General features: G+C 63.2%; 10 protein-coding genes. 4 read left to right on the top strand and 6 right to left on the bottom strand.

The genetic code is table 11. The features are described from left to right. Positions 1 to 390 precede the first annotated feature (390 nt). The 3 genes from G6N73_RS22025 to G6N73_RS22015 form a co-directional block, all read right to left on the bottom strand. Positions 391 to 1,023, bottom strand: coding sequence for a LysE family translocator (locus G6N73_RS22025; protein ID WP_165031512.1), 633 nt, complete (start codon positions 1,021 to 1,023; stop codon positions 391 to 393). A 172-nt stretch (positions 1,024 to 1,195) separates the two neighbouring features. Continuing rightward, positions 1,196 to 3,166, bottom strand: a complete 1,971-nt coding sequence (locus G6N73_RS22020) for a TadE/TadG family type IV pilus assembly protein (protein WP_165031510.1) — start codon at positions 3,164 to 3,166, stop codon at positions 1,196 to 1,198. A 152-nt stretch (positions 3,167 to 3,318) separates the two neighbouring features. Then, positions 3,319 to 4,512: an EAL domain-containing protein gene (locus G6N73_RS22015; RefSeq protein WP_165031508.1), complete on the bottom strand. Its 1,194-nt coding sequence runs from the start codon at positions 4,510 to 4,512 to the stop codon at positions 3,319 to 3,321. A gap of 206 nt (positions 4,513 to 4,718) precedes the next feature. Here G6N73_RS22015 and G6N73_RS22010 point away from each other — a divergent pair, with 206 nt between their 5' ends. Further along, on the top strand, positions 4,719 to 5,579 hold the full coding sequence (locus tag G6N73_RS22010) for a TIGR01459 family HAD-type hydrolase (protein ID WP_165031506.1): 861 nt from the start codon (positions 4,719 to 4,721) through the stop codon (positions 5,577 to 5,579). Positions 5,580 to 5,588: 9 nt separating this feature from the next. Next, a complete protein-coding gene (locus tag G6N73_RS22005) occupies positions 5,589 to 6,569 on the top strand; it encodes a bifunctional riboflavin kinase/FAD synthetase (protein ID WP_165031504.1) in 981 nt (326 codons plus the stop codon). 15 nt (positions 6,570 to 6,584) lie between these two features. Here G6N73_RS22005 and G6N73_RS22000 read toward each other — a convergent pair whose 3' ends face one another. Further along, positions 6,585 to 7,019 carry an RES family NAD+ phosphorylase gene (locus tag G6N73_RS22000; RefSeq protein ID WP_165031502.1) on the bottom strand — a complete coding sequence of 145 codons (435 nt, stop codon included), beginning with the start codon at positions 7,017 to 7,019 and terminating at the stop codon, positions 6,585 to 6,587. Beyond that, complete coding sequence (gene parS / locus G6N73_RS21995; RefSeq protein ID WP_165031500.1) at positions 7,020 to 7,469, bottom strand: type II RES/Xre toxin-antitoxin system antitoxin; 450 nt, start codon at positions 7,467 to 7,469, stop codon at positions 7,020 to 7,022. It abuts the gene before it with no gap. A gap of 296 nt (positions 7,470 to 7,765) precedes the next feature. Here parS and ileS point away from each other — a divergent pair, with 296 nt between their 5' ends. Both ileS and G6N73_RS21985 read left to right on the top strand, forming a co-directional pair. Next, on the top strand, positions 7,766 to 10,951 hold the full coding sequence (gene ileS / locus G6N73_RS21990; RefSeq protein ID WP_165031498.1) for an isoleucine--tRNA ligase: 3,186 nt from the start codon (positions 7,766 to 7,768) through the stop codon (positions 10,949 to 10,951). A gap of 190 nt (positions 10,952 to 11,141) precedes the next feature. Next, positions 11,142 to 11,813: a hypothetical protein gene (locus tag G6N73_RS21985; protein WP_165031496.1), complete on the top strand. Its 672-nt coding sequence runs from the start codon at positions 11,142 to 11,144 to the stop codon at positions 11,811 to 11,813. Between the two features lie 20 nt (positions 11,814 to 11,833). Here the strand turns inward: G6N73_RS21985 and G6N73_RS21980 are convergent, their stop codons facing one another. Beyond that, on the bottom strand, positions 11,834 to 12,286 hold the full coding sequence (locus G6N73_RS21980) for a deaminase (RefSeq protein WP_165031494.1): 453 nt from the start codon (positions 12,284 to 12,286) through the stop codon (positions 11,834 to 11,836). Between the last annotated feature and the right edge of the window lie 47 nt (positions 12,287 to 12,333).

Raw genomic sequence — 12,333 nt, 5'->3', positions numbered from 1 at the left:
AGGCCCGTGGGAACCGAATCCACGGGGAGAGGTCACCGCCGCCCTACCGATCCCCGGTCCGGAACCGGTTCCCGCAAGGGCGATGGACGGATTATGCGGGAGGGGCGCGGAGTGTGAACAAATCCGGTGCGAAGATTCTTCGCGCCGGCCGTTATGCCATTGATCCGCAATGGTTCTTTTTGCGAACGAGCCGAAATGGGGGTGGATTCTATCCACGTTTGAGGGCGCAGCGCCCCCTCCACCATGCTTCGCATGGTCCCCCTCCCCCGTAAAACGGGGGAGGATCAGCAGCGGCGCCGCCGGTTCCTCCCCTGCGAAGCCAGGAGGGACCATGCAAGGCATGGTGGAGGGGCGCAATCGGGACGAGCGCCGCAAGGGTGAACAAAAGCCCTAACGCTGCGCCTCGGTCGCCATCCTGAGCGCCAGGCCGGCGAGCACCGTGCCCATCAGCCATCGCTGGATGACCAGCCAGAGCGGCCGCCCGGCCAGGAAGGCGGCGATCGAGCCCGCCATGACAGCGATGATCGCGTTGACGGTGACGCTGATGGAGATCTGCACACCGCCGAGCACGAGAAGCTGCGCCAGCAGGCTGCCCTGCTCGGGGCTGATGAACTGCGGCAGCAGCGACAGATACATGACCGCGACCTTGGGGTTCAACAAGTTGGTCATGAGGCCCATCATGAACAGCTTCCTGGCGCTGTCCTTCGGCAGTTGCCGGACCTGGAACGGCGAACGACCACCCGGCCGCACCGCCTGCCAGGCGAGCCACAGGAGATAGAGCGCGCCGCCGAAGCGCAGCGCGTCGTAGGCGTAGGGTACGGCGAGCACCAGCGCGGTGATGCCGAAGGCGGCGCAGAGGATGTAGAAGACGAAGCCGAGCGCCACGCCGCCCAGCGAAACCAGCCCGGCTAGCGGTCCCTGCGACAGCGAGCGCGAGATCAGGTAGATCATGTTGGGACCGGGCGTCAGCACCATGCCGAGCGCTATGAGGGCGAAGGCTGCGAGGTTCGAAAGCTCGGGCATGGAAAATCCAGATCAGGATGGTGGGGCGGATGCCCGAATGTGCGGACCATGGTCTGGCGGCCTTCGGTACTCAAGTCCCTGGCGCGAAAAAGGATTGCTCCACGCAAGCCCGCTGCCAGAACGCGAACGCCCCGCCGGAAGGGCGGGGCGTCAGAGGTTCTGCAGTTGTGTGTTAGCTGACGATGCGCAGGTTCGACAGCTCGTCGGCGATCTCCTTGAACTTTTCCGCGAGATTGCTGCCGGTCGCGTTGTAGAACAGCTTCTTCGGCGTGCCGTCGGCATTCTTCTTGAAGCGCGAGTCCGAGGCGCATTTGGTCAACGCTTCGATGGCCTTCTTCTCGCTCGCCACGCTTTCTTCCAGGTCGAGCGAGACTGTGACCACGATGACATTGCCTTTGTCGGGATCCTTTGCGTTGGCGCAGACCATCTGCATCTGCTCGTCCATCGCCGCCTGGTAGTTCGTGTTCGTGTAGGTCGACTTGCTGACGTTGCTGGACGTGTCCATGAACATGCGCGTAACGCCTGTGCTGTTATAATCCTTGCCTGTGTAGCCATAGGCGGCGTAGGTCGACTGGTTGCCCGCCGGATCGGTGTAGCCGTAGTCGCCATAAGTGTTGGCGCCGTCGGTCAGAACAATGATGACCTTGTCGTTGCCCTTTTCTATATCGGGACGGCCTTCGATAAAGGGCGCCTTGTGGGACACAACACGCCAGCCCCACGCGGTGCCCTCGGGCACGTTGGTGTTTCCGGTCGGGGTCATGGCGTCGATCGCGTCCAGGATGACTTGTTTGCCCTCGGCAGTCGTGACGTCCTGCAGCGGCGTGATCGCATTCGTGGTGCATGAGGAGTTCGGTCCATCGCCGTAGCCGGCCGCAGGCGCCCCATACGGCTTGACGCGAAAATACTTGCGCATGTCGGACTGGCGCGGCCCGGCGTCGCTGTTTTCCCAATCCACCCACCAATTGTTGCCGTAGCCATAATTAGTATCGTTGAGATCAGGAATGTTGTCGTCGTCGAGGTCGCGCCAAAGATGCCCCGCCTCGTCGGGTGCGAACATCGGCACGAACAAGGTCGCGGGATTGGATGAGCTCGCTTCGGCGTCGTCGTTGTTGTATGGAGCGGGACGTGCTTCCACGCAGCCTTGCCAACTGGTGTATTGCGAGACCGTATATTCGTATTCCGGCTCGGTCGTATACTCCTGGCACGCTCCGTAGCGGTACCGTTTGCAGACTCGGCGGCTAGTGTTCGGAATGGCTTCGCGATCGGATTGGGCGATGATGTCCGCATAAAGGCTGAAGCGCGTTAGCGGGTGGTCGCGGGTGTCGCCCCAGTCCGCGCCGCGCTTGTACCAGACGTCGCCTATTTTCTCTGCATATTTGTTCGGGTTGTTGGTGGCGTTCATTTTCGACCAGTCGAAATTCTCGTGGTGGACCGGCGAAATCCCCATCGTGTCCATCCAGGGCTGATCGTCGTTGGTGGGGGCAATGTTGACGGAGGCCGAGAATGGCACCAGCCCGAACTGTACCGGCTTCGGTACCTGCTTCATCATGGCGGCCTGGTCGGACATCGTTTCAACCAGTTGCTTGGCGGCGGCCTTTAAAAGGACAATGCGCTGCTGCCCGGTGCCGGTGCCGTACTGCGACATCGACCCTGAATTATCGAGGACCAGCGCCACTTCGAGCGTGTTCTTCAGCCGCACTTCCGACTTGGCCGCAACATCGACCGCGCTTGGGTCACGCGGCCGGCCGATCAGCTCCGCGAAGGCCGGCAGGAAATATGGTTCGTATTTTAGCGTGGCCGACAGTTGCAGGGTTCCACCGCCGGCATTATTGTTCGGCAGGACGACAGCGAGCGTGGTCTTCGAAGGATCGACCGGCCCGAGATTGGCTGTGAAAAAATCATGGGCGTATTTCTTGATCGCCGCCTCATAAGCGGCCGGGTCGGCGGAACTTACGCTGCCGCTGACGATATGGGCGCCTGTCGCCACGCTTGCGGCGTCCAGCGCATTGAGGACCATCTGCCGCTGCCTGGACACTTCCGCATAATCGACGGCCAGCGCCAGACCGCCCAGTATCGGAACGGTCGTGATCACCATCATCATTGAAAAATTGCCGCGCTTGTCACTCGCAAATCTGCGTAACATGTGCTTCGCACCCCAAACCTAGCCCTAGGTTCAGGCAGAATCCCACAAATCGTTAAAAAAACCGCCGCGAAAAACCGTTGAAATGACGGGGTGCGGCTCACCTGGCATTAACCAATTGGGCCTGGAGGATTGCGGATTGCTGGCCGGCGACTTCAGAGATTTGCGAAGCGCTCGGCGGCGCCGGCAGCTTCCGGACCGTGGCTTGAGCGGCCGGCGAAGCGCGGGCCGGCCATCAGATTGACGCCGAGGTCGATCAGTCGGACGGCGTCTTCGTCGCCGGCGACATCCGTCGCGACGACCGGCAGGTTCGCGGCTGCCGCGCGGCCGAGTAGTGTTTCGATCGCTTGCGCTGACGCCGGCGTGGGATCGAGCAATTGCGCCGCCGGCAGCTTCAGCATGGAAACGCCATGGCGATGCATCGCCTCCAGTTCCTCCGGCGAACCCGACCAGCCTTCGGCGGCGAGGCGCGCGCCGGTCTCGGCAAGCAGCGCCAGCGCCTGACCATGCTGGCCGTCGGCGATAGCGGCGGCCGGCACTGAGAGAATGATGGAGCGCGACAAAGCAGGGTGTTGGCCGAGCAGGGTCAGCACGGCGGCGAATTCGGAGCCATGGTCGAGCAGGGCGCCGGAAATGGCGACATGCAGTGGCGTCGCTTCGCCGGCATGGCCGGATCGGCGCTCGATGGCGGCGGCGGCCGCAAACACCATCAGCCGCTCGCACGAAGCCGCCGAAATGTCGGGCAGGTCGAAATCGGCGCGGCCAAGCCTGACCGGTTCGCCGCCGGCCGGCTCCACCAGCCCGACCGCGTCGTGGCCGACCGCCATGCCTTGCGAGATCGAGACGATCGGCTGCAGGTCGAGTTCGATCCGATCGGCCGCCAGAGCTCGCTGGATGGCGGCGCGAAGGGCGGCGTTGCCGGCGGCCTCGGGGCCGGTCTCGACCGGCTGGAGACGAACGGCGGGATGCGGCACAACCGTTGCGCTTCGCGCCGGGGGCCTCGGATGGCGCGCGGCGAGGCTTGCCGAGAGCGCATCGAGCCGGCGCGACAGGGAAGCGTCGATCTCGCCAATGGTGACGGCGTCGCCGTCGCTGCGCGCCGAAAAATCGCGCAGCGCCACCTCGACCGAAAGCGCCAGGCGGCGGATCTCCTGGTCCGACGCATTGGCCCGCACCAACGCCATCAGGCTGAAGGCCGCCGCGACTACAGCAAGGGTGAGGGCCGCTGCGCAAGTGGCGAGCACGATCTCTTCCAACGCACGGCCGCTGCCGACCATCCCCTGAAGAAAATAATAGCACAGGCCGCACAGCAATGCGGCCGAGGCGACGACTGACAGTCCGCGCGGCATACTCTGGAACTTTCCCCGCAAGCGCGCCCTGGCGCTTCATCTCAAAACCCCTGGCGTCGGGCGAGCCCGATGCGCGCCTAATTTCGCATGGCGCGCGGCAGCTGTCAGCCGAAAGCTCGTGACAGGGTGAAGAGGTTCGGTTAATTGCGCATCGGCCCGGCCGGGTGTCCGGCCGGCAATCGATGAGCGAACGGACGAGGAAAATCATGGCGGCTTCGCCCGAAAACATCGCATCGCTGGATGCAGTAGCCGGCAGATATGCCGCGCTGCTCTGCGATGTCTGGGGCGTCGTCCACAATGGCGTCGATGCGTTTCCCGACGCAAGCGCGGCACTGAAGCGGGCGCGCGACAAGGGCGTCGCGGTGGTGCTGATCACCAATTCGCCGCGCCCGCATGAAGGGGTGGAGGCGCAGCTCAGAACGCTCGGCGTGCCGGACGACGCCTGGGACCGCGTGGTCACCTCCGGGGATGTGACGCGCGACCTGATCCGCGAGGCGCCGCGAAAGCTGTTCCATCTCGGGCCGGAGCGGGAACTCGCTATCTATGACGGCATCGACGTCGAGCTGGTCGAGGAATTCGAGGCGCAGGCCGTGGTCTGCACCGGCCTCTTCGACGACGAGACGGAGACGCCGGAGGAGTATTCGGAAATGCTGCAGCGCTTCCGGTCGCGCGACCTGCCCTTCATCTGCGCCAATCCCGATATTGTGGTGGAGCGCGGCGAGCGTCTGATCTGGTGCGCCGGCGCGCTGGCGCGCGACTATGCGCAGCTCGGCGGCCGCACGCTGGTTTCGGGCAAGCCGCACCGGCCGATCTACGAGGCGGCGCTGAAGGCGGCGGGCGAGGTGCTCGGCCGCGAGATCGCGCGCTCCGAGGTGCTGGCGATCGGAGACGGCATGCTGACCGACATCAAGGGCGCGGCCGACCAGGGCATCGGCGCGCTCTACGTTTCGGGCGGCATCCACGCCAGCGACTATGGTCATCCGCTTGCGCCCGACCAGGAGCGCCTTGCGGTCTTCCTTGAAAAGCATGGCGCGACGCCTGTCGCCGTCATTCCGCGGCTGCGTTAGGCGTCTGCGATGAGCTTCAGGCGCATTCCCGGCGATGAAAGGCTGCCAGCTTCCCTGCGCGGCGGCGTGGTGGCGATCGGCAATTTCGACGGCGTGCATCGCGGCCATCAGGCCGTGCTGCAGCGCGCGCTCGACGAAGCGCGCCGTCGTGGCGCGCCGGCTCTGGTGCTGACCTTCGAGCCGCACCCGCGAAAAGTGTTCCGACCCGACGTGCCGCTGTTCATCCTGACGCCGCCGCCGATGAAGGCGCGGCTACTGGCGGATCTGGGCTTCGACGCTGTCGTGGAGCAGGCGTTCACGCGCGATTTCGCCAGTCAGGACGCCGAGACGTTCGTGACGAAAGTGCTCGAGGAAAACCTCGGCATCAGCCACTCTGTGACCGGGTTCGACTTCCATTTCGGCAAGAACCGGCAGGGCGGTCCGGCCTATCTGATGGCGGCGGGCGAGCGCCACGGTTTCGGGGTGACGCTGGTCGACGCGTTTCGCGACGAAGGCGCCGAGATTGTTTCGTCCAGCCGCATACGCGAGCTGCTTGCCGAGGGCGACGTGGCGCAAGCGGCGGGCCTGCTCGGCTACCGCTTTACCGTCGAAGCCGAAGTGACCCAGGGGAAACAACTCGGCCGCACGCTAGGCTTCCCGACCGCCAACATGGTCCTGCCAGCGGAGGCCGAACTGAAGCACGGCATCTATGCGGTGCGGCTGCGCCGCGCCGACGGCTCTCTGCATGACGGCGTCGCCAGCTTTGGTCGCCGCCCGACGGTTGACGAGGACGGCGCGCCGCTGCTCGAGACGTTCGTGTTCGACCATTCCGGCGATTTTTACGGCGAGACCTGCCAGGTGTCGCTGTTCGGTTATCTGCGCGGCGAAGTAAAATTCGACGGGCTGGGTGCGCTGGTAGCGCAGATGAAGCGCGACGAGGAAGAGGCGAGGGCGCTGCTGGCCAGCGTCAGGCCGCTCAGCGACCTGGACGCCAAGGTGGCGTTTGGGTGAGCAGGTTGCGATCCGCTACCGAAGAAGCCGTGCATCTATCGGATGGGCAGTCGTGCCGACAATGCCGATCCCATCTCGGCCCAGCAATGCTGGATTGAGCAGATAGTTCTTTGTGAACGGAACTATGACGCATGGAATTTCCATCACCGCCTGCTTGCCGGCAGAGATGAAATTCGTGCCGATCTGTCTGGTAGCGGCCAGATTGTCCCGCCAGTTCGATGGCAAGTCAGGGACGCTGATGCTCACGGTGTCAGGCGCTTGGATTTCCAAAAGCTGGTAAGTCGGCGGCAGATCGTCGGCATCAATGTGTACGAGAATCTCCAGCAGCGCTGTGGCGGGATGATCTGCACAATAGACGACAGGCGTGTCTTTAACGTTCCAACGGCCAGCACTGACTATACCACCTCGGCCCGATAGATCAGCGAAGCTGGAAATCCGCCATAGGCGCATCTAGGAGAACATTCCGTAGTCGATACGATGGAGCTCTTCTTCAACGAGAGTAGCTCCGGTCTCGGATTGTAGGAGCTCAATGGGGGCCTCGTTGAGTACTCTGCTTCGCTTGCGCAACCAACGCTGGGCTTTTTCATGATCGGCAAAAACACGATCAGCCATCGCTGAAATTCTTTCAAGCCGCAGCACGCGATCGGATTCAGACGTGGTCAGACGCTGATTGAGTTCTTTCCGGCGCGCCAGCGTCCGACGCGGCGCAACGATCCTGTAGATTTCGTCGTTGGTGAAACCGAGCGCTTTCAAATTGTCGATGCTGTTGGGGGGAAGCTGAAATCTTCCCGGGGCGACCTCGCCTTCCCGGAACCCGCCATGCGGCGTGCTGATCTGCTCCCATGCTCCGGAAGTGGGAGATTCACCCTTGGGCTTTCGAACCTGACTTGCCTTGGCCATTGAAGTGCTCCTTGCCAATTGCCCATCAATATAGGCGCAAATGGCACAGAACGCAAAAGGGCGCGGAAGCCCTTTATTCCCAGCCGCGTCTCCGCTAAAAGCGCCGCCATGACATTTTTCGCGCGCTCCATAGCTGCCGCCATACGAATTACCGGCCCGGTCTTCCGGGCAGCCTGAGCTTCGCTCGGCTGCCGGAGGCTCCGGGAGTTTTTTGGTGGCGCACCCTCGCGCTTTTCCCAGATCGTGATAGTTGAACGCCCAAGGCCTCAGCGGCCGGGCAAACTCATGGCTAGATGATGACCGATACGTCCGAAAAGATCGATTACTCGAAAACGCTCTATCTGCCGCAGACGGAGTTTCCGATGCGCGCCGGCCTGCCCGAAAAGGAGCCGCTGCTGGTCAAGCGCTGGCAGGATATGGGCATGTACAAGCGTCTGCGCGAAGATGCGGCCGGCCGCGAGAAATATGTTCTGCATGACGGCCCGCCCTACGCCAACGGCAACATCCATATCGGCCACGCGCTGAACAAGATCCTGAAGGATGTGATCACCCGCTCGTTCCAGATGCGTGGCTACGATTCCAACTACGTGCCGGGCTGGGATTGCCACGGCCTGCCGATCGAATGGAAGATCGAGGAGGAGAACTATCGCTCCAAGGGCAAGGCGAAGCCTGACCTTTCCGAGCCGGCGGCGATGATCGAGTTCCGCAAGGAATGCCGCGCCTATGCGGAAAAGTGGATCAAGGTCCAGAGCGAGGAATTCCAGCGGCTCGGCGTCGTCGGCGATTTCGATAATCCGTATCTGACCATGGCCTACCATGCCGAGGCGCGCATCGCCGGCGAGCTGTTGAAATTCGCCATGAGCGGGCAGCTCTATCGTGGGTCCAAGCCGGTGATGTGGAGTGTGGTGGAGAGGACCGCGCTGGCCGAGGCCGAGGTCGAGTACCAGGATTACGAGAGCGACACGATTTGGGTGAAGTTTCCAGTGGCTCGCCCGCCTATGGAATTCTACAAGGTAGAACGTACTGGTCCAATCACGAGTGTTCCAACGCCCGATCGCTACGTGGCACCTGATCTCGACGGCGCGTTCGTCGTCATCTGGACGACGACGCCCTGGACAATCCCCGGCAACCGCGCCGTCAATTTTTCGCCGCGCGTAAGCTACGGGCTCTATGAAGTCACGGCAGCGGAGAACGACTTTGGCCCGCAGCCGGGTGAGAAGCTGATCTTTGCCGATGCGCTGGCCGAAGAGTCCGAAGCAAAGGCCAAGGTCAAGTTGAATCGCCTTCGCAGCGTTTCGGCCGATGAGCTTGGAAATCTTACGCTTTCCCATCCCTTTGAAGGCCTTGGCGGCGGCTATGAGTTCCCCGTTCCCATGCTCGCCGGTGACCATGTCACCGACGATGCCGGTACCGGCTTCGTGCACACCTCGCCGAGCCATGGCCGCGAAGATTTTGACGCCTGGATGGACGCCATCGCTGAGCTGGAAAAGCGCGGCATCGACACGCGGCTGCCGTTCCCGGTTGACGACGCCGGCTACTACACGAAAGACGCGCCTGGCTTCGGCCCGGACCGCGAGGGCGGGGCCGCCCGTGTCATTGACGACAATGGCAAGAAGGGCGACGCCAACAAGGCGGTGATCGACGAATTGATCAAGCGCAACGCGCTGTTCGCGCGGGGACGGCTGAAGCACCAGTATCCGCATTCGTGGCGGTCGAAGAAGCCGATCATCTTCCGCAATACGCCGCAGTGGTTCGTGCATATGGACAAGGAGCTGGGCGGGTTTGGGATGGATGCGGCCCCTACCTCCCCCTTGAGGGGAGGTCGCGACGCCGAGCGAAGCGAAGGCGCAGCGGGTGGGGGTAGTAAAGGCGACGTACACAGCGCTTCAGTACCCCCACCCCTAACCCCTCCCCTCAAGGGGGAGGGGGATTCCGGCGCTGCCGACACGCTCCGCTCCCGCGCCCTTGCAGCCATAGACTCCACGCGCTTCGTGCCGGCCGCGGGGCAGACGCGGCTGCGCGCCATGATTGAGGAGCGGCCGGACTGGGTGCTTTCGCGCCAGCGCGCCTGGGGCGTGCCGATCGCGATCTTCGCCGATGCCGACGGCAATGTGCTGAAGGACGAGGCGATCAACGCCCGCATCGTCGAGGCGTTCGAGAAGGAGGGCGCCGACGCCTGGTTCGCGGAAGGCGCGCGAGAGCGCTTTCTTGGCAGCCGCGCCAACGAGCCCTGGACGATGGTCAAGGACATCCTCGACGTCTGGTTCGATTCGGGCTCGTCGCACACATTTACCCTCGAGGATCGGCCCGACCTGAAATGGCCGGCCGACGTCTATCTCGAAGGCTCCGACCAGCATCGCGGCTGGTTCCACTCGTCGCTGCTCGAAAGCTGCGGCACGCGCGGCCGCGCGCCCTACGACACCGTCGTTACCCATGGCTTCACCATGGACGAGGACGGACGCAAGATGTCGAAGTCGCTCGGCAATACGGTGGTGCCGCAGGATGTGATGAAGCAGTCGGGCGCCGACATTCTGCGCCTGTGGGTGATGACGACCGATTATTGGGAAGATCAGCGGCTCGGCAAGAACGTGCTGCAGACCAACATCGACGCCTACCGCAAGCTCCGCAACACCATCCGCTGGATGCTGGGAACGCTCGCCCATGACGAGGGCGATGTCATGCCAGTGAAAGAGATGCCGGAACTGGAACAATTGATGCTGCACCGGCTGGCGGAAATCGATGAGATCGTGCGCGCCGGCTACGACGCGTTCGAGTTCAAGCGCATCACGCGGGCGCTGATCGATTTCATGGTGGTCGAGCTGTCGGCCTTCTATTTCGACATCCGCAAGGACGCGCTGTACTGCGATGCCCCGTCGAGCCTGAAGCGCAAATCAGCGGTGCAGGTGGTGCGCCATCTGTTCGAGCGGCTGACGACATGGCTCGCTCCAATGCTACCCTTCACCATGGAAGAGGCATGGCTGGAGCGCTATCCGGGTGCGGAATCGGTGCATCTCGAACAGTTCCGCCAGACGCCGGCCGAATGGAAGAACGAGGCGCTGGCTGAAAAGTGGCGCAAGATCAAGCAGGTGCGCTCTCATGTGACGGCGGTCCTCGAAAGATCACGTGAGCGTAAGCTGATCGGTAGCTCGCTCGAAGCTTCACCGCATGTGTATCTTCAATCCCGTTACAATGGACTTTTCGATGGACTCGATCCGGCGGAGATATTCATTACTTCTGGGGCAACCATTGAGTATGGGGTGAAAAACGCGCCGGCGCGCAATGATGACCTCCGAAGTGCTACCATTGATATGACTGGGGCCGGCGAGGGGTCAATTTGGGCCGACTTTGAGAGGGCGACGGGCACCAAGTGCGCGCGCTCCTGGCGCTATACCGACGATGTCGGCAGCGACCCGGAATTTCCCGACGTATCGGCGCGCGACGCGGCCGTGCTCAGGGAATTGCAGGCGCTGGGCTGCCTTTAACGGTGCAAAAACGCAACGGCGGGCGGCGCATTGCCGCCCGTGCGTTGCCGTTAACAAACGGTTGAGGTACAAGCGCGAAACTCAGGCCGACAAATTGTCGCCGGATTTTCGTCGGATGGACAAAGCCGGCAGGGCTCGGCTTTTGGGTCGCCAACAATCGCGAGGCGGGGGTTCAGTGAAGTTTTCTGGCATGATCGAGAGAAATCGGCTGACGCTGCTTGCGCCGCTCGTCGTCTCGGGGCTCGCGCTTTCGGGATGCATGAGCTCTCCGACCTACGGTACAGACAAGACCGCCAACGAGCAGCTTGTCGGCGACGTGACCGGTATTCTTTCGATCGGCCCCAAGGAGCGCCCGAAGATCCAATACAAGCCGCGTCCTGAACTGGTGAAGCCGTCTCCCGACGCTGTCGCCAATCTGCCGGCCCCGCAGCAATCCGCCACCGCCGAGAATCCGAACTGGCCGGAATCGCCGGAGCAGAAGCGGGCGAGGATTATCGCCCACGCGACCGAGAACCGCGACAAGCCGGGCTTCAGGCCCGAGATCGTCAACGACGTGGCGGATGGGCCTGCATCGTCGACCCCGCCCGGCCGCTCGGCAAAGGCCGAGGATTCAGGCATATTGTCGGCCGTTAACAAGGAGCAGCAGCGCGAGGCGTTCAACAAGCGGCTGGCCGAAACGCGCCAGGGCAGCGAGACGTCGCGCAAATATCTGAGCGAACCGCCGCTGGTCTATCGCGAGCCTTCCGCTACCGCGCCGGTGGACGATATCGGCGAGGACGAGGTCAAGAAGGAACGCCGGCTCAAGGCCGCGGCTCGCAAGAGCGGCGACTGGTCCTGGCGCGACCTGATCCCTGGGGTCTAGTTGCTGCCTGGCGCGCTGAACTAGCCGTCGCGCCGCAATCTGAAGAAATCGCGTAGGATCGCCGAGGCTTCCCGCTCGGCAATGCCCGGATAGATTTCGGGCGCGTGATGGCAGGTGGGCGAAGAAAAAAAGCGCACGCCGCTGACCACCGCGCCGCCTTTTTCGTCGGCTGCGCCGAAATAGAGCCGCCTGATGCGGGCGAACGAGATTGCGCCGGCGCACATGGCGCAGGGCTCGAGCGTCACGTAGAGGTCCATGCCGCCGAGGCGTTCGCCCGAGAGCTTTTTCGAAGCCTCGCGGATGACCAGCATTTCGGCGTGAGCGGTCGGGTCGCTGAGTTCGCGGGTGCGGTTTCCGGCGCTGGCGACGACTTCGCCGTTGCCGGCGATGACCGCGCCGACCGGCACTTCGCCGCGCGCGGCCGCGGCCTCTGCTTCAGCCAGCGCCAGGCTCATGAAATCCGGACGCTTCACGCTTGGCCCATCCCGAATTCTCCTCGCAACCCCACGACGTTCCTGTT

The sequence above is a fragment of the Allomesorhizobium camelthorni genome (genome assembly GCF_011045125.1).
GTDB lineage: Bacteria > Pseudomonadota > Alphaproteobacteria > Rhizobiales > Rhizobiaceae > Allomesorhizobium > Allomesorhizobium camelthorni.
The sequence above is the reverse complement of the archived record's forward strand: the minus strand, read 5'-3'. Positions and strand labels throughout refer to the sequence as shown.

Coding starts and splice junctions, on each gene's coding strand:
- G6N73_RS22020 (WP_165031510.1), bottom strand. CDS start 3,166: ATGTTACGCAGATTTGCGAGTGACAAGCGCGGCAATTTTTCAATGATG.
- G6N73_RS22005 (WP_165031504.1), top strand. CDS start 5,589: ATGAGCTTCAGGCGCATTCCCGGCGATGAAAGGCTGCCAGCTTCCCTG.
- parS (WP_165031500.1), bottom strand. CDS start 7,469: ATGGCCAAGGCAAGTCAGGTTCGAAAGCCCAAGGGTGAATCTCCCACT.
- G6N73_RS22025 (WP_165031512.1), bottom strand. CDS start 1,023: ATGCCCGAGCTTTCGAACCTCGCAGCCTTCGCCCTCATAGCGCTCGGC.
- G6N73_RS22000 (WP_165031502.1), bottom strand. CDS start 7,019: ATGCGCCTATGGCGGATTTCCAGCTTCGCTGATCTATCGGGCCGAGGT.
- G6N73_RS22010 (WP_165031506.1), top strand. CDS start 4,719: ATGGCGGCTTCGCCCGAAAACATCGCATCGCTGGATGCAGTAGCCGGC.
- G6N73_RS21985 (WP_165031496.1), top strand. CDS start 11,142: ATGATCGAGAGAAATCGGCTGACGCTGCTTGCGCCGCTCGTCGTCTCG.
- G6N73_RS22015 (WP_165031508.1), bottom strand. CDS start 4,512: ATGCCGCGCGGACTGTCAGTCGTCGCCTCGGCCGCATTGCTGTGCGGC.
- ileS (WP_165031498.1), top strand. CDS start 7,766: ATGACCGATACGTCCGAAAAGATCGATTACTCGAAAACGCTCTATCTG.